The organism is Halolactibacillus sp. JCM 19043 (assembly GCF_001310395.1).
In the GTDB taxonomy this organism is placed as follows: Bacteria; Bacillota; Bacilli; order Bacillales; family Amphibacillaceae; genus Halolactibacillus; species Halolactibacillus miurensis.
On sequence record NZ_BAXD01000006.1, the window covers coordinates 101,405 to 121,944 of the forward strand.

A 20,540-nucleotide genomic window follows, 5' to 3' on the forward strand; every position below is an offset into this window, starting at 1 on the left:
GAAACATGATTACTTTTAAAGATCAATCTTTACTCATAAATAATGAGAAAATATATCCTTTTGGCGCTGAAATTCATTATTTTAGAGTGCCAAAAGATCAGTGGAGACAAAGTATCATGAAAGCGAAAGAAGCAGGTATGAATATGATTAGTACATACCGTGGAGTTTTCATGAATACAAAGAAAGAGCTTATGATTTCAATGGTGAAACCAAAAGTGAGAGAGATTTAATTACCTTTTTAACATTAATTAAAGAGGCTAATATGTATTGTCTAGTTAGACCTGGTCCATATAATATGGCAGAGTTAGTGGATCATGGTATACCCACTTGGTTATTAGATAGTTATCCAGAGATTATAGCCAGAGATATTTCTGGTCTACATCATGAAACGCGCGTTGTTAGCTATAATCACCCCCTTTATTTAGAAAAAGTACGGTTATGGTATAAACAAGTAAATCGTGTAATCTCTGATTTCTTAGAAGGTGCACCTGTTATTGCTTATCAGCTAGATAATGAGGTAGGAATGTTTCATTGGGTTACCGAAAAGGGTGATTTTAGTTCAGTTGTATGGAATTTTTTCAAAACCTTTGCTAAAGATTGTTTAACTTCAAAGGCTTATAATAATTTGATATCTTCTACATTGGGCAATAAATATGAGGATATATCAACAGTAATGGAGAATAGTGAAATAGAATTGGCGTATCAAAAGTTTATGCGACATTATTTTTACAACTATCTTTTAACATTACAACGAATGGCAATAGAGGATGGCATAAATGTACCTTTTGTAGTGAATATACACGGATTTCATGAAATTGATGTATTGGGTAGTGGGTCGATGTATCCTATAGGGCTATCTCAATTACTCAAAGTCTCTGAGTTAGAGAATACAATGCTTGCAGGGGATTATTATATTGGGAATATACACTATGATAACTATACCGATATCGTGTTAGCAAATGCATTTAGCTCATCTATCCAAGCTAAACACCAGCCGCTATTCTCAGCAGAGTTCCAAGGTGGAAAAGCGAAAGATGTTCCAAGATTACAACCAACGACATTTGATTTAACGACAAAACTTTGTATTTCGAATGGTGTGAATGCCGTTAACTGTTATATGTTTCAATCAGGAATAAATAGTAAAGAATACGGTTTGTTAGGTGAAAGACACGAATGGCAGGCTCTTGTTAAATTAAATGGTGAAACTAGATCACAATATGAAACAATTAGTAAAGTTGGGCATACGATTGAAACGTTTCAAGAAGAACTGTTACAAACAAAGCCATACCACGATTTAACCATTGGTTTTATCCGGACTACTACGGAATCAACTATAAGGGTAATAAAAAATTAAGTATTTTTGAATCGTTTCAAAAGTAATCAGACCAGTATCTTTACAAGGGTATGGTTAAAGGATTATAGTATAATAATATAAATTTTAATGCTATTAATGTTCAAAGAGAAGAGAAGCTCGACCCGAATCAAATTCCTATACTGTGGATGTTTTCACTAAAAAGAATGGCGAAAAGTGTCCAGGAAAAAACTACTTAATTATGTTGAACGAGGTGGTCAGCTATTACTATATCCACAAATACCAGAAGAGGATTTAATCGGACAACCTTGCATTGTTTTGAAACAAGCTTTTATCATTCGTAAAGTTAAAGAGACTAAGAGCTTTGTTGAATTAGATGATATTCAATCAATTGAATGTGATAAAGTGGAACACTACAGTTCTAAATCCGATGTCTTCTGTAAAACGGATCAAGGATATGCTTGTGGGTTAAGTCAAAAATACGGAAAAGCTAAAATGCTGATTCTTGGAGCGCATATGCAGCTCAACTTTAATTGTAAAAAAGATGAATTTAGAAAAGTGGCAGTTTTAATGGGGGTTCAACCTCGTCTTGAAGTCACTGATGATATTGATAGTGCGTTACGAGTGATTGATAAGGATGCATATTTCATTCATTTGCATAACTTTGATCATTATGATAAATATCCTGAAATTAAAGTAGATGATGTGGTTGTTTATCAACAAGGTAATATTAAGGTACCAGCATTAAAAGGGTTAATGTTGCCAATAAACATCACATTAGACAATCAAATAAAAATTATCTCATCAACAGTTGAAATTATAAGTAATAATGTTGAAAAAGGACAAAAAGTTCTAACAGCTGATAGAAAGCTCGTTGAAGAATTTATGGTAATTGAACTTAGCTATGGAGAAATTGTTGAACAACATGGTGTAAATATTCAAAAGAAACATGGTCAATATTTCGTCACATTAGCAGAAACATTTAATGATACATCAAAGGTAATCATCCAACAGTGTTCACCTCACAATAGTGAGTGATATATAAAATAAAAAAGGGAGTGTAAGAGTGATGAAAAAATGGTTAACGTTGTTGTTATCAGTTGTATTTATTTTTGGCTTAGCGGCATGTGGGAGTGATGAGTCAGAGGATGCAGGAAATGACTCAAATGAAGATAGTAACGAATCGGAAGAAGTTGTAGAACTAACGATTGCAAGTTGGGGATTTGGCGCTGAAGGAGATGAAAATCTTAATCGTTTAATGGTTGATGCATTTAATGAACAGCATGAAGATATTAATGTCACAATCGATGAATCTATTGATTCATCAGATTGGAATGGTTCATTAGCTGCAGCCGCAAGTGGCGGTGTTATGCCAGATGTATTCATGTTAGCTCAAATCCCTACAGGTTTAGCGAATGATTGGCTTTATGACATTTCTGATATTGCAACTGCTGATGAAGAATTTTCTCAAGTGCCTGAAGCGGTTGTTGATGCTGTAACTTATGGTGAAGGCATTTATGCTCTACCTGCTGGCCAACACTTACTTGGTTACTTTGTAAATAAAGATTTATTTAATGAGCAGAATTTAGATGCTCCAGCAATGGGAGTTTCCACTGATGAATTTGTTAAGGCGGTGCGTGACGTAACAGATGTAAATGATGGTCGAGTTGGTTTGAATCATCCTTTTACTATTCCTGATTGGTATCCAATTGCGGCAAATCAAGATATGGGTTGGTTCACTTATCTTGATGGATCATTCCAACTAGATAGCAATGAATTTATTAGTGGGGTTAATTTGGCGCAAGATATGCTAACAAATGGTTATGCTTATGAAACGTTATCAGAAGACCAACAAGCTAACTTTAATGGTGAAAACCCTGAAGAAGTTTGGTTAAATGGTCAGGTTGGGATTAAGTGGGATGGAACATGGATTACCGGTCACCTTGATAGTCAATCAGATTTTGAATGGGACTTTATCGGAATTCCAGGAGAACGTGTTGTTATGACACATGATTACTATGGTATTTCAAGTGCAACACAGCATCCAGAAGCAGCGTATGAGTTAGCTAAGTGGATGTCATTCAGTTCAGAAGGTTTCCTTAAACAAATCGAAATTGCTGATTCAAGTGAGAATTTAAATATTGCAAGTATGCCTGTAACAGCTGACCAAGAAGTATTGGATGTATATTTCGAGAGATTTGATGCACCAGGCTTACGTCAAGCTTATGAAAATATTGATGAAGCTGTTGTAGAGCCAGTTAAAACAGTGCCAGGTTATAACTTAGCGAGATGGGATGCACCAACAGGTGTTGAAGTGGGAGACAATCCTAATGCAAATATGGCAGGTCTTGTTGATGCCGCTATCCGAGGAAACTTGAATATCCAAGATTATGTAAGCCAAATGAATGAGCTTGCGAATCAACAATACGAAGAAGGTCAAGCATCGATTCAATAAATAATGTAATGGAGCAAAGGGGGAAAAAGCATGATAAAGTCAATCATAAAGTGGTCTGTAATTGGCTTGCTGTTAGTTCCGACAACAGTAAAAGCGAATGAGGAAATAGATTTAGGTTTACAAGAGGACGTTATTGAGTCTGGTTATCACGTTATAAGTGATGAGTGGCAATCAGAAAGCATTACACGCGTTGACTCATTTGAACAACGCGTGTCCCCCTCTGCTTTTATTGTTGAAGAAAACAACGAGAATTTATTAAGTCAAAGAAATAGTGAAGGTTATCATAGTGATGTTTTAGAATGGAGCGATAGTCAATCAGCGGTTATCGAAGTGAATGCACCAAAAAAAGGATTATACCAATTGAATGTTGATTACTATCCATTAAGTGACCCGCTTGTTTCTATTGAAGGTGCAATTATGGTCAATGGTGAATATCAATATCGAGAAAGTCGCCGTATTGTTTTTCCTGTAGATTGGGAAAGTCAGAGCGATGAAGTTGTATTAGACCGTCGTGATAATCAGGTCGTTCCTCAACAAAGTGCTATTGAAAAGTGGTACAACACTTATGCTTTAGATGCAAACTATTATGAAGATGAACCTTTGGAATTCTTACTTGAAGAAGGAAAGAATACTATTGAAATTAACTCTTTAAGAGGAAAGTTGTTATTAGGTGATATTACTATATCATCTAAAAAAGAAGCCATTAGTTATGTTGATTATCTTGAACAATACAGGGAAGAAGAAAAAATTGATGATACGATTATTTTAGAGGCAGAATTACCAGCATATAAAAATAGTTCTTATATTAGGCCAATCAGTACAAACAGTCCATCCGTAACACCATACGAAACAGGTGTAGGTTACTTAAATACGTTTGGTGGAGAGTCATGGTCTAAACCAGGCCAAGAAGTAACATGGAATATTGATGTTCCTAAAAGTGGTTTATATAATTTGAGTGCTAAAGTGATGCAATCTAACCCTTCAGGAGATACGGTTTTTAGAACATTATCTGTAAATGGAGATGTTCCTTTTGATGAAGTGAAGCATTATCCTTTTGAATTAAACGATGAATGGTATATTGAAACCTTCGGTAAAGAAGAACCTTTCTATATATATTTAGAAAAAGGTAATAACGAAGTTAATATGACAGTTGATGTCTCGCCGTATGCACCAGTAGTAAGAACAATAGACCAAATGATGAAAGAAATCGAAGATTTGACTTTATCAATCAGACAACTAACGGGAAATAACCAAGACCCGAATCGCGATTGGGATATTGTCGAGTACATTCCTGAGATTGAAGATACGCTAATAGAATGGGCAAAAGCCCTTGAGAATGAATTAGATTACTTATTAGCTTTAAATAATGAAAATGAAACAACTACGGTTGTCTCTCTTAGGATCGCTGCGGACCGTTTGCGATCACTTGCAGATGAACCAAATGAAATTCCTAACCGTATCCACGAGTTATCAGAAGGAACTAGCTCAGCTACACAGATGCTAGGAACAATTATGATTGATTTGCAAGATCAGCCACTACTGTTAGATCAATTATATTTACATGGTGAAGACAATGATTTACCAAATGCTATGGCTGGTTGGTTTACGAAATTGTCAGATAACGTGAAACGTTTTTTTAATTCTTTTACTAATAATGATTATTCAGTATCAGAAGTAGATGACGAAACACTAGAGGTATGGGTCAATCGCCCACGACAATATTTAGAGTTACTGCAGCAAATGACTGATCAGTATTTTACGCCCGAAACAGGAATAAAAGTTCAGTACTCACTAATGCCTGATGAGCAAAATTAATCTTGGCTAATGCTGCTGACTCACAACCAGATATTTCCTTAGGAATTAGCAACTGGTTACCTTATGAACTCGCTGTACGTGGTGCTGCTGTAGACTTACGTCAATTTGAGGATTTTAAGGAAGTCGGTCAAAATTATTCTCCAGGGGCGTTTTTACCACTTGTTGTTGACGATGGTGTATATGCTTTACCTGAGACGCAAGACTTCTATGTACAATATTATCGGATTGACATTTTAGAATCTTTAGATATTCCTGTACCAAGTACATGGGATGATGTCATCGATATTTTGCCCGAATTGCAGCGTTTTGGTATGAATTATTACACGCCTATTGCAGGGGCACAAGGTTTTAAGCCTTTCCAGACAACAGCACCTTATATATATCAACATGGTGGAGATCTATATGACCCAGATGGATTTGGCACTCAAATTGATAGTGAAGAATCTCTCAAAGGTATTCAGCTTATGACAGATTTAAATACCATATATAGTATGCCGCTTCAAGTGCCAAACTTTTATAACCATTTTAGGTATACGACTTTACCTATTGGTATAGCTGAGTTTGGTACGTATGTTCAACTCACCGCCGCTGCTCCAGAAATATCAGGTTGGTGGGATATCGCTCCACACCCTGGAGTCGAACAAGAAGATGGAACGGTTGAAAGATTTGCTACCGGATCAGGTCAATCGATGATGATGTTTGAAGGTAGTGGAAAGAAACAGGAAGCTTGGGAATTAATGAAGTGGTGGGGAGCAACTGAGACTCAAACAGAGTTTGCAGCTACACTACAAACGCTATATGGTCCAGAATATATGTGGAATACAGCTAATGTGGAATCATTTAAACAATTGCCTTGGCCAGAAGAACATAAGGAAGTTATTTTGGAGCAGTGGGATTACTTGTTAGAAGTTCCGAAAACACCATACTCTTACATGGTTGAAAGAGAAATTAGTAATGTATGGAATAGTGTTGTGTTCGATGGTGAAATAACACGATCTTCAGTGGATGATAGTATAGTCAATATCAATCGAGAACTCAGACGGAAATTAGAGGAATTTGGATATATCGAAGATGGAGAAAAGGTCAAATCATATCGAATTCCAACAATAGAGCTTATTGAAGGGTGGTTAGAAGAATGACATTTTTAAAAAAACACCATAGCACACTCGTATTTTTAATGCCATATGTGCTAATGTTTTCTTTATTCATTATCATTCCTGTGGCAATTGCAATTGGGCTATCGTTTTCTTATTTTAATGCCATAGAACCACCAAGCTTCAATGGTTTAGAGAATTATGTAAATGTACTAACGCAGGATAATGTATTTATGAGAAATGTTTTACCTAACACATTAATTTTCGCTCTTGTTGTTGGGCCAGGTGGATACATTTTATCATTTATTCTTGCATGGATGTTAGCACAAATACCCCGGTTACCAAGAATTGTTTTTGCTTTAGTTTTATATTCACCGTCTATGACGGCGGGTATAGCTATGGCAGTTGTATGGCGAATTATTTTCAGTGGTGATCAAACGGGTTACTTGAATGCATTGCTAATTAACCTAGGTGTTATTTATGAACCTTTACAATTCTTACAGTCTCCCAATTACCTTATGACAATCATGATTGTTGTAACGTTATGGGGGAGTATGGGTGTTGGTTTTTTGGCCATGCTTTCAGGAGTGTTGAATATAAATTCAGAGATTTATGAAGCAGGTTATATTGACGGCATTAAAAACCGCTTCCAAGAAATTATATATATTACGATTCCATCTATGCGCCCACAAATGTTATTTGGTGCCGTGATGGCAATTGTAACAACCTTTCAAGCCGGAGCAATAGGGGTTCAACTTTCTGGTGCTAACCCTACACCACAAAATGCCGGACAGTTAATGGTGAATCATATAGAAGATTATGGATTTATTCGATATGAAATGGGATATGCCGCTGCTATATCAGTGTTGCTACTACTATTTATATATTTATTCTCTAAACTAGCGTGGCGTTTATTTGGTGACAACGATTAGATAATGTAAAGGGGGAAGGGAAATGGCATCATCATTTCATGGATCGAAAATTAATCCAGATAGATTTGATCGCAGTCAGATTAAATTCTTTTTATTTCTAATTCCAATGATGGTCTTTATGGGGCTACCTATTGTTTATATTTTTTCACATGCATTTAAGCCTATTGATGAACTTTTTGCATACCCTCCACGTTTTTTTGTGGAGAAACCGACACTTGCCAACTTTGTAGATCTATTTAATATGTCTGATACGACAGGTGTACCAATGTCAAGATATTTGTTTAATAGCATCATCGTAACAGTTGTTGTCGTTGCACTAACGATCGTTATGAGTACAGCTGCAGCTTACGCTCTATCGAAAAAGAAGTTCAAATTAAAAGCGCTTCTTTTCGAAATCAATACAGTTGCATTAATGTTCGTTCCAATTGCTGTAGCAATTCCTAGATATTTATTAATAGATAATATCGGTTTACTGGATAGTTTTTGGGCACATATCTTGCCATTGTTAGCCATGCCTGTTGGTTTGTTTTTAGTAAAACAATTTATTGACCAGATACCTGATTCATTAATAGAATCAGCCAGAATGGATGGTGCATCAGACTATATTATTTATTGGAAAATAATCTTACCTTTAGTCAAACCGGCTATAGCAACGATTGCCATACTATCGTTTCAAGCTGTGTGGAATAATGTTGAAACATCAACATTGTTTGTCAATGATGAAAGCTTGAAGACTTTTGCATTCTTTATGTCAACACTAGCTAGTCAAACAGGAAATAGTGTAGCAGGACAAGGTATGGCAGCTGCTGCATCATTATTAATGTTCATTCCAAATTTAATTATTTTCATTATCTTACAAAGTCAAGTAATGAATACAATGGCACACTCAGGTATTAAATAGGAGGGGAAACTAATGAAAAAAACTTTTTTGCTCATATGTATCATGATGTTCTTAGTGAAGTTTCCAATCCAAATAGCTGCCCATGAGTCTGTTGCCTATAAAACAGAAACATTGACTTCAACCGGTGACGTTATTGAAACACAATCAGCCTACACACCGATTGGATTGTTTGGAAAAAACTACAACTTTGAAACACCGGAAGATGTTTACATTGACAAAAATGATTATGTCTATGTTGCTGATTCAGGTACGGGTGAAGTTATAAAGTTTAGTCCAACTGGTGAAATCGAACAAGTATACGGTCGTGATTCTTTAGGATCACCTCAAGGTGTATTTGTCGATCATCGTGAAGATATTTTTATAGCTGATTACGAGCAAGCAATAATTGTGAAATATAATCAGTCGGGTGAACAATTAATGACATTTGAGAAGCCTGATACACCGTTATTCGGCAGCTCAACTCCTTTCAAACCACAAAAATTAGCTGTGGACCGACGTGGTAATCTTTATATTGTCAGTGAAGGGACAACAAACGGTATTATCCAATTGAATGCCTCTGGAGACTTTTTAGGGTTTTATGGAGTAGGAACAACTCGGCCTTCTATTGGTAACGTTATCCAAGAACTTCTTGCTTTTCAATCTCAGCGTGAATCGCTCTTTAATCGTGTACCATCAGCGCCAAACAATGTATCGATAGGTAATCAAGGTTTAATCCATACAGTTACGTCAGGGTCTTCATGGGAAGTTATCAGGAAATTAAATGTCGCTGGTGACAATATGTTACCAGCGGATATTTCGACTGTATCGAACTTAAAAGATTTAACAGTAGGATTGATTGGAAATATATACACAGTGGATAATGATGGTCTAATTTACGAATATGATCGTTTCGGGAATTTACTATTTACTTTCGGTGGTAAGGATGACGGTAGTAATCGATTAGGTCTTCTACAGCAACCAACAAGCATAGAGGTTGATTCAGTTGGGCGCATATTTATTAGTGACCGAGAAAAAGGAAACATACAAATGTACGAACCGACGGCTTTTACTGGTTTGTTACACCAAGCTTTATCGCTATATGGAGATGGTTTTTACATTGAAAGTGAAGCCTATTGGGATGAGGTCATCCGATTAAATTCTGCATTCGGTCTTGCACATAGTGCAAAAGGAGAAGCTTTATACAAACAGCAACAGTACGATGAAGCGTTAGAAGAATTTCGATTAGCTAATAATCGTGCAGGATATTCAGATGCTTTTTGGGAAGTAAGGTACCAATGGATGGAACAAAATTTACAATGGTTTATTTTCATTCTTGCGTTACTTTTTGTTCTTAAAACTATTCTTAATAAGTTAAGAAAACGTTCTACGAAAATTAATCAAGCTTTAAGTATTCATCATCGGTTGAAAAAGTATCGCTTGATCAATGAGTTGTTATATTTCAAAAAGTTTTTAAAATCACCTATTGATAGTTATTACTACTTAAAAGAAAATAAACGCGTATCAGTGCAATCAGCATCGCTATTATTTATGGTACTCGTTATTTTATACTTCATTTGGTTTATATTTACTGGCTTTATTTTTAATACAAATCGAATAGAAGACATAAACCTATTATTAGACTTAGCTTTATTAATTTTACCATTCGGCTTATTTATTGTTGCTAACTATATGGTAAGTACGATTACAGATGGTGAAGGACGATTCAAACAAGTATTTACTGGAACAGTATACGCATTATCTCCAGTTCTTGTATTACTTCTACCTATTACGATAGTATCAAATATTCTAACGCTGAACGAAGGGTTTATCTATTATTTTGCTTTACAAGTTATGGTAGGTTGGTCACTAGTTATGTTGTTTATCATGATCAAAGAAGTTCATGATTTTACGGTAACAAAAACAATCGGTAACATTTTACTTACATTCTTTACTATGTTTATCGCTGTGTTAGTTTTCTTTGTGTTATATGTTTTATTTGACCAAGTGTTCAACTTTGTTTATACGATGATTCAGGAGGTGATGTTACGTGTTTAAGTCAAAAAAGGTAATGATCAGTTTAGGTGTATTTGTTTTATTCGCATTATCACTAACATTATTAGCAAATGATGAAGACAAACCTATCATCACTGATTCTTCACCTGTGATGTCAAACCAATCATTGCGCTATGAATCAATTCAATATACTGATAAAGAACCAGAAGTTGAAAAAATTGAACAATCAATTAACTACGATGGATATGAAAAAGTTGCGGAAAACGATCAATTAGCACTTTATGTAGAAAAAGAATCTTTAGGAATTAAAGTTGAAAATAAACAATCTGGCTACGTATTCGAGTCAGGTCTCTCACCAGATAAGGAATATAACCTTAACACGACTTGGACAAATCAAGCTCAATCAGCCTTGACTATTGATTATCAAACTGCAGATGGTGGGAGTGACACCGAAAGTATCTTGTCTGAATCATCAGAAGTTACACTATCACTTATTGATGATGGTTTTGCAGCTGTCGTTGATTTTGCTGCATCAGATATATCACTTGCGATTGAAGTGACATTGGAAAATGATGATGTTATCGTGCATATTCCTAATGAGAAAATAAGTGAAAATGAGAATAAATTAGTGACGCTTATGGCTTATCCATTCTTAGGTGCTGTAGAAAATGATGCGATTCCGGGTTATGCGGTAATACCTGATGGCAGTGGGGCATTAATGCGATTCAAGGATGAGTATTCAGGGGTGAGCAATCACTTCAGCGCTGCTTTTTATGGAGAGGACTTAGGTTTTTCAAGGCAAAAACAAGAAGAGGCAGGAGTAATTAATGAAACAAATCACTTATCTTTACCTTTGTATGGGATAGTTCATGGAGTAAGTCAACATGGTTTTCTTAATGTGATTGAATCAGGTGCCTCATACGCAAATCTTCTTGTCTATCCAGCTGGTGTATCAACAGATTTCAACTGGATAACAGCAAGGTATAATTATCGGTATAGTTATTTCCAGCCAACCAATCAAAGTATGGAAGGCTACAATACGATTCAAGAAGACCGTAATCAATTCGATATAACAGAACGTATATCATTTGTTGAAGGTGAAAAAGCTTCTTATACCGGATTAGCAAAAGTTTATCAAGATAAACTCATCGATCAAAATATTTTTGAGGAAAAAGAAGACAAATTTGATGTGAGATTAGAGTTTTTAGGAAGTGAACATAAACCGGGTCTGATTTTTGATAGTGTATTCGAAATGACACCCATTACTTCAATCCAGTCAATGGTGACACAACTCGAGAGTGAAGGTGTCGCAGATATTTTTACCATATATAAAGGATGGTTTGATAAAGGTTTAACGGGGGCCTTGCCAGAAAAGTTCCCAGTAGAGGACAAGGTTGCCTCGGATGATGAAATTGAAGAAACTTTAGCATTTTTAGATGATAAAGATATTCCCATGTATTTTCATACCGATTATTTAAAGGCTTATAGAAACGCAGGTGGATATTCACCTCGACAAGATGTGGCTCGCAAAATTAATGCTGAAACAATTAATGGAACAGATGAAGATTATCGTTATGTTTATTTATCCCCTGAGAAAAGTAAAGAAATGTTAGATTCAGACCTAGAAGAGTATGAGGCGATAGGGATAGAACATCTAGCGATTGCTCATGCATCGACGCTATACTCTGATTTTAATGATGATTACTTTACAAGACTGGACCATCAAAAAATCTGGCAAGACATGTTAATAAGTGTTGAACAACAAGGATGAAGACAGCGTTATATAAGCCAAACGATTATTTGTTTAAGGCGACAGAACGTTATCTAGATATTTCACTTTATTCATCAGGGTATTTTTTTACTACCGATACCGTACCGTTTTTACAAACAGTATTAAAAGGTATATCCCTTACTACGCTCCGTTTAGTAATTTTAATGCGAACGGAACAGACGACCTTTTAAGAATGATTGAATACGGTGCCTATCCATCTTATTATTTAACGGAAGCACCATCAAACTTATTAATAAATTCTGGATCAAAAGATTTATATACTTCTGAATTCAGTGACTGGAAAGATGAGATTGTTATGAGTTATCACTTAATCGCTGAAGCGTTAGAACCAGTCCAAGGTGAAACAATTATGAATAGAATAGTACACGCAACAGGATTAGTTGAAGTAGAATACTCGAATGGCACAGCTATTATCGTCAACTATAATGATTCTCAGATGTCAGTTGGTAATAGAAGTATAGCACCGAAAGATTTTATTGTTATAGAAGGAGGTGAAGAATAAATGAAAGTATCACTAAAAACCGGAAAACAATTAATCGGTACTTCGTTTATTCTTCCTTGGCTTCTTGGATTTGCGGTATTTACTGTTTTCCCTTTAGGGTATTCAATATTTCTGAGTTTTCAACAAGTGCGAATTACACCTAAAGGTATTGTAACTGATTACGTAGGCTTTGATAATTTCAGTTATGCTTTTACAGTAGACGCCTTATTTACCCAAGAATTATTAACTTATCTCGAAGAGTTATTTATCTCAGTACCAATTATTTTAGTATTCTCACTCATTATTGGTTTACTGTTAAATCAAAACATTAAGTTCAGAGGGCTATTTCGAACAATCTTCTTTTTACCGGTTATTATTACATCAGGGCCAGTTATTGAGGAATTAATGGCCCAAGGTGTTACCGCTATACCCTCGATTGAGGAATATGCGATATTTAATGTCATTTTAAACAATAGCGAAAGTTATTTTAACTCAACAATCATCTATTTGATGGACAATCTAATTTTCATCTTATGGTTTTCGGGTGTTCAAATATTGATTTTCTTAGCAGCGCTGCAAAAGATTGATCGTCAAATATATGAGGCTGCAAAAATTGATGGGGCATCTAGTTGGGAATGTTTTTGGAAAGTAACTTTACCAAGTTTATCTCCAATCATTATCATCAATGTTATTTATACCGTCGTAACCTATTCTATTTTTGCGCTTAACCCTGTTGTAAATCACATTCAGAGTAATATGTTTCAAATTAATACAGGGTTCGGATATGCTTCGGCATTATCTTGGATTTATTTTGGAGTAATAGCACTGGTATTGCTTATCGTTGTTGGTTTGCTAACGTTAAGAACAAATAAAAAATATAGCTAAGGAGTGAGAGATTTGAAAAGAATTGAAGTTGTTAGTCAAAAAATGCCGAAGAAACATAATTATCGTCAAGGAATAAAACATCTCCTCCTTGGGTCAAATGTAAAGACAGGCATAATCACACGTCTGTTTATCTATAGTTTGCTTGTTGGCATTGGTTTTGTGTATCTCTACCCGATGATTCATATGGGGTCATATAGTTTCATGACTTTAGAAGATTTACTTAACCCGTTGATTACTTGGTTACCTTCACAGTTTTATCTTGAAAACTATGAAACAGCCTATCGCGTTTTAAATTTCTCTTCTACATTAGGTGTAACACTGTATGTTACGGTACTTCCAGCGTTAGCTCAAACCTTAGTCGCTAGTTTAATCGGGTATGGATTTGCCAGATTCGATTTACCATTTAAACGTACCTTATTCGGTTTAGTACTAGCAACGTTTGTTATTCCACCCCAAGTGTTAATGATACCTCGATATGTGTTTTTTAATGATTTAGGTATCATTGGGAATATACAATCATTCTTACTACCAGCAGCATTTGGACAAGGATTGAATAGTGCGATCTTCATTTTAATATTTTATCAATTCTTTAGAATGTTACCAAAATCGTTGGAAGAAGCAGCGTATTTAGATGGGGCTGGTTATTATAAAATTTTTATTCGAATTGCTGTTCCAATGGCAATCCCAGCCTTTATCATTTCCTTTCTGTTTTCATTTGTTTGGTATTGGAATGAGACAACAATGGCGGCAACTTTCTTTGGCAATATGCTAACAACAATACCGTTAGAATTACAACGCTTTAATGCTTCATATGAACAAATGAATGCTCAGAACCTCGGAGGCTCTAATGTAAATATTAATGAAGGGATTAGCATGGCAGGAACTATGCTTAGTATCTTACCTCTGTTAGTTGTTTACTTTATTACCCAGCGTTGGTTCGTAGAAGGTGTCGATCGTTCAGGAATCACAGGAGAGTAAATAAAAAGGAGCTTATATATGGATGCAAGAGCAATATTGGAAGAAGAAGCGAGGCGTAGCTTTCGATTCTTTTATGAAGAAGCAAATACGGATTTAAAGAGTCCTGGTTATGGATTAATACGAGATAAAACGAGTGAAAAAGCCAAAGATGTTGCAAGTATTGCTTCAGTAGGCTTTGGTCTAAGTGCGTTTGTTATTGGTGTAGAGCGGGGCTGGATAAGTTATGAAGAGGCTTATGATCGTGTGAAAGGGACCTTGTATAGCTTTTATCATAATGTAGAGCACGCAAATGGTTTCTTTTATCATTTTGTTAATATGAATACAGGTAAAAGGAATCAACATTTTCATGATTGTGCATCTATAATTGATACGAGTATTTTTCTTAATGGCGCTTTGACAGGGGCAAGTTATTTTGGTGGAGACATTGAAGTTTATTTTCAAAAAATCTATCAAAGAGTGGATTGGAAAAAATACTATAATCGTGAGGAAAACGTCTACTATATGGGCTATCATGAAGAAACTGGTGGGTTTGGTCGCTGGGATATGTACGCTGAACAGATGATGCAATATTTTTTAGGAGTTGCTTCCCCAACATATTCAGTTCCGACCATAATTTACGAAGGATTTGAAAGGCGTTTATTAACTTATAAAACCTATACTTTTTATAATAGTCCTGGTGGCGCTTTATTTACACATCAGTTTTCACATGCGTGGTTTGATTTTGGGTCTTATCTAGATCCAGATGGTATAGATTGGTTTGAAAACTCTATTGTTGCATCGAAAGCAAGTCGGGCATTCTCAATAGATCAAAAAGATAATTTTAAAACATATCAAAAAAATGCTTGGGCTTAACTGCCTGTGAAGGACCTAATGGCTATATTGTACCTGGTACACCTCCGTATTATGATGAAGTAAAAATGCAACTAGATGGAACGGTACCGCCGTGTGGTGCGATTGGTTCAATAGTATTCACTCCTGAGGCGGTAAAAGAAGCTATTAATTACTATTACCATCAGCACCCCAACTTATTTGGTAAGTATGGATTTTTTGATGCTTACAATGAAGATGTTGATCCAACTTGGTATGCGGATATCGTTATTGGCATAGATAAAGGTATTTCTTTATTGATGATTGATAATTACTTGCACGGTACGACATGGAAGTATTACATGCAACACCCACTCATTAATAAGGCAATTGATAGATTAGGTTTTGAAAAAAAGGAAGTGAGGGTTGAATCATGATTGAAATTAAACAAAAACAAATCATTATTGATGGCAAACCAGAACTTCTAATGGTAGGAGAAATTCATTATTTTAGAACACCTCGTGATCAGTGGGGAAATCGAATAGAACAATTAAAAGAGAGTGGTTGTAATGCGGTCTCCAGTTATATTCCTTGGGTTGTACACGAAGAATTATATGGGGATATTGATTTGGAAGGTCGACAATTCCCTGAACATGATTTAAAGGCATTTATTGACTTAGCTAACGACCATGATTTGTATTTCTTTGTTCGTCCTGGTCCGTTTATTATGGCTGAAATGAAAAATGACGGAATTCCGTATTGGCTTTACGAGAAGTACCCAGAGGTCATACCAATAACATGATGATAATCAAGCCACAACCGTTACTCTTGACTATCTTGCTCCTAATTTTCTAAAAGAAGTTAAGCGCTGGTATGAAGCGGTATTTAAAGTTGTTGTTCCGAGACTTCATGATCACGGTGGTAATATTATCGCTGTCCAGCTTGATAATGAAATAGGTATGTTATCATGGGTCAGCAATAATCCAGATTTGACAGATCATGTGTTAGAGCAATTTAAACAATATTTGATTAAAAGCTATAACAAAAACATATTAACCGAGCGCTATCCTTTTATTGAAGAATCTTTTGATACATTTAAACAAGAAATAAGAGCACCAAAACATGTGAATCCTCTCGATTTACATAAAGATTTAGGTTATTACATGCGCCAGCGATTTAGTGAGTATGTCCGTATCTTAAGAGGGTTTGCTGAATCGTGTGGAGTATCTGGTGTCCCGTTTATGGTCAACATTCATGGAACTGGAGGAGGGCGAGGTTTCACTTATCCTATTGGTATTAGTCAACTATATGAGAGCTATACTCAAGAAACCGGCTATATTTCTGGCTCCGATCATTATTTTGGCAACTTAGATATGACAACTTTCCAAGATTTATATTTAATTAATGGAATGATGGATGCTGTTCATTTAGACGACCAACCACTCACATCAGCGGAGTTTAATTGCGGTGACGGCAATTTTGGAGAAACGTTAACGGGGCGCTATGATCCCTCTGCTGCAGATTTAAAAACGAGGATGAGTATTGCTCAAGGTAATCGACTATTAAATTATTATTTAATGGCTGGTGGTTATAACCGTAAATTACAACGACCTATGTCTGATGGGAATGATCGTATTGCGACGACTGGTGAACGACATGGTTTTGCTGCACCTATTTCACCTGAAGGTGAGAAAAATTATACTTTCGATCGGATGGCTACGTCAATTAAAAGGATGTTAGCGGTAAAGGATAAGTTAGCTGTAATGAATGAAGAACATGATGATTTACATTTTGCTTTTATTCCTGATTATTATATGACAGAATATCATTACCCTGATTCAGATATTGAGAAAGCGTTTATTGGTAATTTAACGAGTAATAGAGCGCATGCAAGTTGGGAGCTGTTGGCGCGAAGCATAATTCTCTCAGGTTATAGGTTTACCGGCATTGACATACAAAATAGCCCCATTGATGTTAAGGATGCTGGGGTGCTTGTGGTACCTAGTGCCAAGTACATGAGTGAAGTTATACAAGATAAGTTAGTTGCTTTTATTGCTGAAGGAGGTCGCGCACTCTTTTACGGTGAGTTGCCAAGGTATGATATGGAAGGTCGACCTTGTGATAAACTTATTCAAGCATTAGGAGTCACTTTTGAAAAAAATTACGAAGCGAATCAGCACTTTTATTTATCCGTACAAAGGGTTGATGATGTAAACCAGAAAGAGTTAAGAACGTATTTTGCTCAAGGGTTTTTACTTGATGGCCAGAGTCCTCTTATTAAAATTGCTGGTACCAATCATTACGCTGGATTTAAGACGCAATTTAAAAAAGGGTATGTAACCGTTCTTACGACACCTTACAAAACAGATCTCGAATTCTTCCGTACCATTTTGGAAGATTTGGGAGTTAAGCCACGCCTTACTCATGATTATCGACATCATGGTATATTCACAACGTCGGTTAGGGATAAAGATGAACGATTTATTCATGTATTGAATCTTGAAGCTTATGCTAAAACGTGTCATTTGCTAGAACGCGAAAAAATGTTATTCGATGGTGAATTGTTAAAATTAGAAGGCTATGAAGGTGTTATGTTACCGATTAACTTTAACATAAATGATGCTACCTGTATTCATTATAGTACATGTGAAATAATCAGCTATGACTCAGCGCATGTTACATTTGACACCAAATTAAAAGATATAAAGATAAAAATGACAACAACAAACAAAGTAAGTGCTAGTTCCCAAATTAACAAGGAACAACAAGATAATGAATATATTTTCACGTTAAAGAACAACAAAGAAGTTGAAACATTGACTCTGTACTTTGATTAAAGTACCTAAACCTCTAAAGAATTACCTTAGAGGTTTAGCAAACCATTAAATTTGAAACGATTCAAAACGAGGAGGAGTATGATGGATATTGATGTATTGCTCAAGCAAATGACGTTAGATGAAAAAATTGATCAGTTGATGCAATTAGCTGCCTTTTTATTTGATGGAGCTAGTCATGAAGGAGAAATTACGGGTCCATTGAGTGAGTTAGGCATTAGCAATCGTACGATACACAATAGTGGCTCAGTATTAGGTGGTTCAGGTGCATCTGAAATTAAAAATATTCAGGCATCACATTTAAAAACCAATCGTCTTAAAATTCCATTACTTATTATGGCGGATGTCATACATGGGTATAAAACGATTTTCCCCCATAATTTAGCTTTAAGTTGTTCGTTTGATCCAGGACTAGTTGAGGAAACGGCTAAAATAGCAGCAAAAGAAGCTGCTGTTTCAGGTATACATGTTACATTTGCACCGATGGTCGATTTAGTTAGAGATCCTCGATGGGGAAGAGTGATGGAATCAACAGGAGAAGATCCTTATTTAAATAGTGAACTTGCTAAAGCATTTGTCAGGGGATTTCAAGGAGAGGATATTCAAACGTCTAAATACTCAGTAGCTGCTTGTGTTAAGCATTTTGCTGCCTATGGTGCTATTGAAGCAGGACGTGATTATAATACTGTCAATATGTCAGAAAGAGAATTACGAGAGGTGTATTTGCCAGGTTATAAAGCTGCTCTAGATGAAAATGCTCAAATGGTTATGACGGCATTTAATACGGTTGATGGTAAGCCGTGTTCAGGTAATAAAGATTTAATGCGACATCTTTTAAGAGACGAATGGGGATTTGATGGTGTAATAATCTCAGATTGGGGTTCTATACGAGAGTTAATCCCTCATGGTGTTGCAGAAGATGAGAAAAATGCTGCAGCCTTAGCAATTGAGGCTGGGGTAGACATTGAAATGATGACTAGCACTTATGTGAGTTATCTAAAAGAGTTAATTGAAGAAGGAACAATAGAGGAAAGTCGGATTGATGAAAGCGTACGACGTATATTGAACTTAAAGAAAACGCTTGGGCTATTTGAGAACCCTTACCGTTTCTTGGATGAAAATAAAGCAAAAGACATTATATTTTCAGAAGAACACCGTCTAGTTGCAAGGCGAGCGGCAGAAGAGTCTATTGTTTTGTTAGAAAACGATGGCGTTCTTCCAATGCAAAAAGACGATGATGTAGGACTTATTGGTCCATTTGCAGAAAGTCAAGATTTACTTGGACCGTGGTCGTGGATTGGTGATAGAGATGATGTGGAAACAATAGCAATGGGAATGAATAAAGTCCTTTCAAAACCTATTCATACTCAATCGATTCAATCGATTCAATCGATTCATGCTATTGATGAAGAGGAGATGTTAGGTTCTATTGAGGTGGCCAAAAAAGTCGAAAAAGTGATTTTAGCCTTAGGGGAAAGTTCTGACATGAGCGGTGAAGGCGGATCAAGAAGTAAGATAGAATTACCAGAAGTCCAGTTAGAGTTATTAAAGAAAATTCATGAAGTTAATAAGAATATTATTGTCGTACTAATCAATGGTCGTCCATTAGATTTAACACGAGTTATTCCTTTTGCTAAAGCAGTAGTGGAAGCTTGGTTCCCAGGTTCATGTGGCGGATCTGCAATTGGTAGAATATTGGTCGGAGATAAAAACCCATCAGCAAAATTAACAATGAGTTTTCCTGATTCTGTTGGTCAAATACCCATCTATTATAATCATCATAATACCGGTCGTCCTTATGATCATAATAATCCACATAATCGCTATGTGTCTAAATTTATTGATGGACCCAATAAGCCGCGTTATCCTTTTGGCTATGGATTAAGCTATACAACGTATGCATATGACAATCTTAATTTATCACAACCTGTATTAACGGATAACGAAACAATTAACGTTAGTATTTCTGTTAAAAATACTGGAGAAAGATTAGGTGACGAAATAGTGCAACTGTATGTGAGAGATCGTGTAGGTGAAGTTATCAGGCCATTAAAAGAATTAAAGTCATTTGAGAAAGTTCGGTTAGCACCTGGAGAAACAAAAATTGTTACTTTTACTATAAGTGAAGAAATGCTTCGTTACACACATAGTGACTTAAGATATTCCTCAGATTACGGAGAGTTCTCGGTCTTTGCAGGAACATCATCAGCTAATACATTAGAAGCCTCATTTAAATATCAAATGGAAAGCGAGGAAAATTAA

The 20,540-nt window shown here is 35.8% G+C and carries 13 protein-coding genes and 4 pseudogenes; all 17 read left to right on the forward strand.

The genetic code is table 11. From position 1 onward, the window contains the following. The first annotated feature begins 5 nt into the window (after positions 1–5). A pseudogene (locus tag JCM19043_RS05390) lies at positions 6–1,354 on the forward strand (beta-galactosidase). 174 nt (positions 1,355–1,528) lie between these two features. Continuing rightward, the gene (locus JCM19043_RS05395) at positions 1,529–2,350 is read left to right on the forward strand and encodes a hypothetical protein (RefSeq protein WP_062320656.1); all 822 of its coding nucleotides are present in this window, start codon (positions 1,529–1,531) and stop codon (positions 2,348–2,350) included. Between the two features lie 31 nt (positions 2,351–2,381). Further along, positions 2,382–3,767, forward strand: coding sequence for an ABC transporter substrate-binding protein (locus tag JCM19043_RS05400; RefSeq protein ID WP_062320658.1), 1,386 nt, complete (start codon positions 2,382–2,384; stop codon positions 3,765–3,767). A 30-nt stretch (positions 3,768–3,797) separates the two neighbouring features. Further along, entirely contained in the window at positions 3,798–5,582 is a 1,785-nt protein-coding gene (locus JCM19043_RS05405) for a hypothetical protein (RefSeq protein ID WP_062320661.1), read from the forward strand. A gap of 2 nt (positions 5,583–5,584) precedes the next feature. Further along, entirely contained in the window at positions 5,585–6,721 is a 1,137-nt protein-coding gene (locus JCM19043_RS05410) for an ABC transporter substrate-binding protein (RefSeq protein WP_062320664.1), read from the forward strand. Further along, on the forward strand, positions 6,718–7,608 hold the full coding sequence (locus JCM19043_RS05415) for a carbohydrate ABC transporter permease (protein ID WP_062320665.1): 891 nt from the start codon (positions 6,718–6,720) through the stop codon (positions 7,606–7,608). The genes JCM19043_RS05410 and JCM19043_RS05415 overlap by 4 nt, the downstream gene beginning before the upstream one ends. A gap of 22 nt (positions 7,609–7,630) precedes the next feature. After that, positions 7,631–8,509, forward strand: a complete 879-nt coding sequence (locus JCM19043_RS05420) for a carbohydrate ABC transporter permease (RefSeq protein ID WP_062320668.1) — start codon at positions 7,631–7,633, stop codon at positions 8,507–8,509. A 12-nt stretch (positions 8,510–8,521) separates the two neighbouring features. After that, entirely contained in the window at positions 8,522–10,543 is a 2,022-nt protein-coding gene (locus tag JCM19043_RS05425) for a YIP1 family protein (RefSeq protein ID WP_062320670.1), read from the forward strand. Next, a complete protein-coding gene (locus JCM19043_RS05430; protein WP_062320672.1) occupies positions 10,536–12,272 on the forward strand; it encodes a DUF5696 domain-containing protein in 1,737 nt (578 codons plus the stop codon). The genes JCM19043_RS05425 and JCM19043_RS05430 overlap by 8 nt, the downstream gene beginning before the upstream one ends. Then, positions 12,269–12,795: pseudogene (locus tag JCM19043_RS18105) on the forward strand (DUF5696 domain-containing protein). The gene JCM19043_RS05430 and the pseudogene JCM19043_RS18105 overlap by 4 nt, the downstream one beginning before the upstream one ends. Beyond that, positions 12,796–13,659 carry a carbohydrate ABC transporter permease gene (locus tag JCM19043_RS05445; protein ID WP_062320678.1) on the forward strand — a complete coding sequence of 288 codons (864 nt, stop codon included), beginning with the start codon at positions 12,796–12,798 and terminating at the stop codon, positions 13,657–13,659. It abuts the pseudogene before it with no gap. Positions 13,660–13,671: 12 nt separating this feature from the next. Continuing rightward, positions 13,672–14,637 (forward strand): carbohydrate ABC transporter permease, encoded by a 966-nt coding sequence (locus JCM19043_RS05450; protein WP_231631414.1) that lies wholly within the window; start codon positions 13,672–13,674, stop codon positions 14,635–14,637. Between the two features lie 561 nt (positions 14,638–15,198). Next, positions 15,199–15,881: pseudogene (locus JCM19043_RS17395) on the forward strand (glucoamylase family protein). After that, positions 15,878–16,246, forward strand: a complete 369-nt coding sequence (locus JCM19043_RS18110; RefSeq protein WP_255349942.1) for a beta-galactosidase — start codon at positions 15,878–15,880, stop codon at positions 16,244–16,246. Before JCM19043_RS17395 ends, JCM19043_RS18110 begins: the two are co-directional and overlap by 4 nt. Before the next feature lie 97 nt (positions 16,247–16,343). After that, positions 16,344–16,403: pseudogene (locus tag JCM19043_RS18680) on the forward strand (hypothetical protein); the annotation flags it as partial. Next, positions 16,404–18,281, forward strand: coding sequence for a glycosyl hydrolase (locus tag JCM19043_RS05460; RefSeq protein WP_369813778.1), 1,878 nt, complete (start codon positions 16,404–16,406; stop codon positions 18,279–18,281). A 78-nt stretch (positions 18,282–18,359) separates the two neighbouring features. Then, entirely contained in the window at positions 18,360–20,540 is a 2,181-nt protein-coding gene (gene bglX, locus JCM19043_RS05465) for a beta-glucosidase BglX (protein WP_062320680.1), read from the forward strand.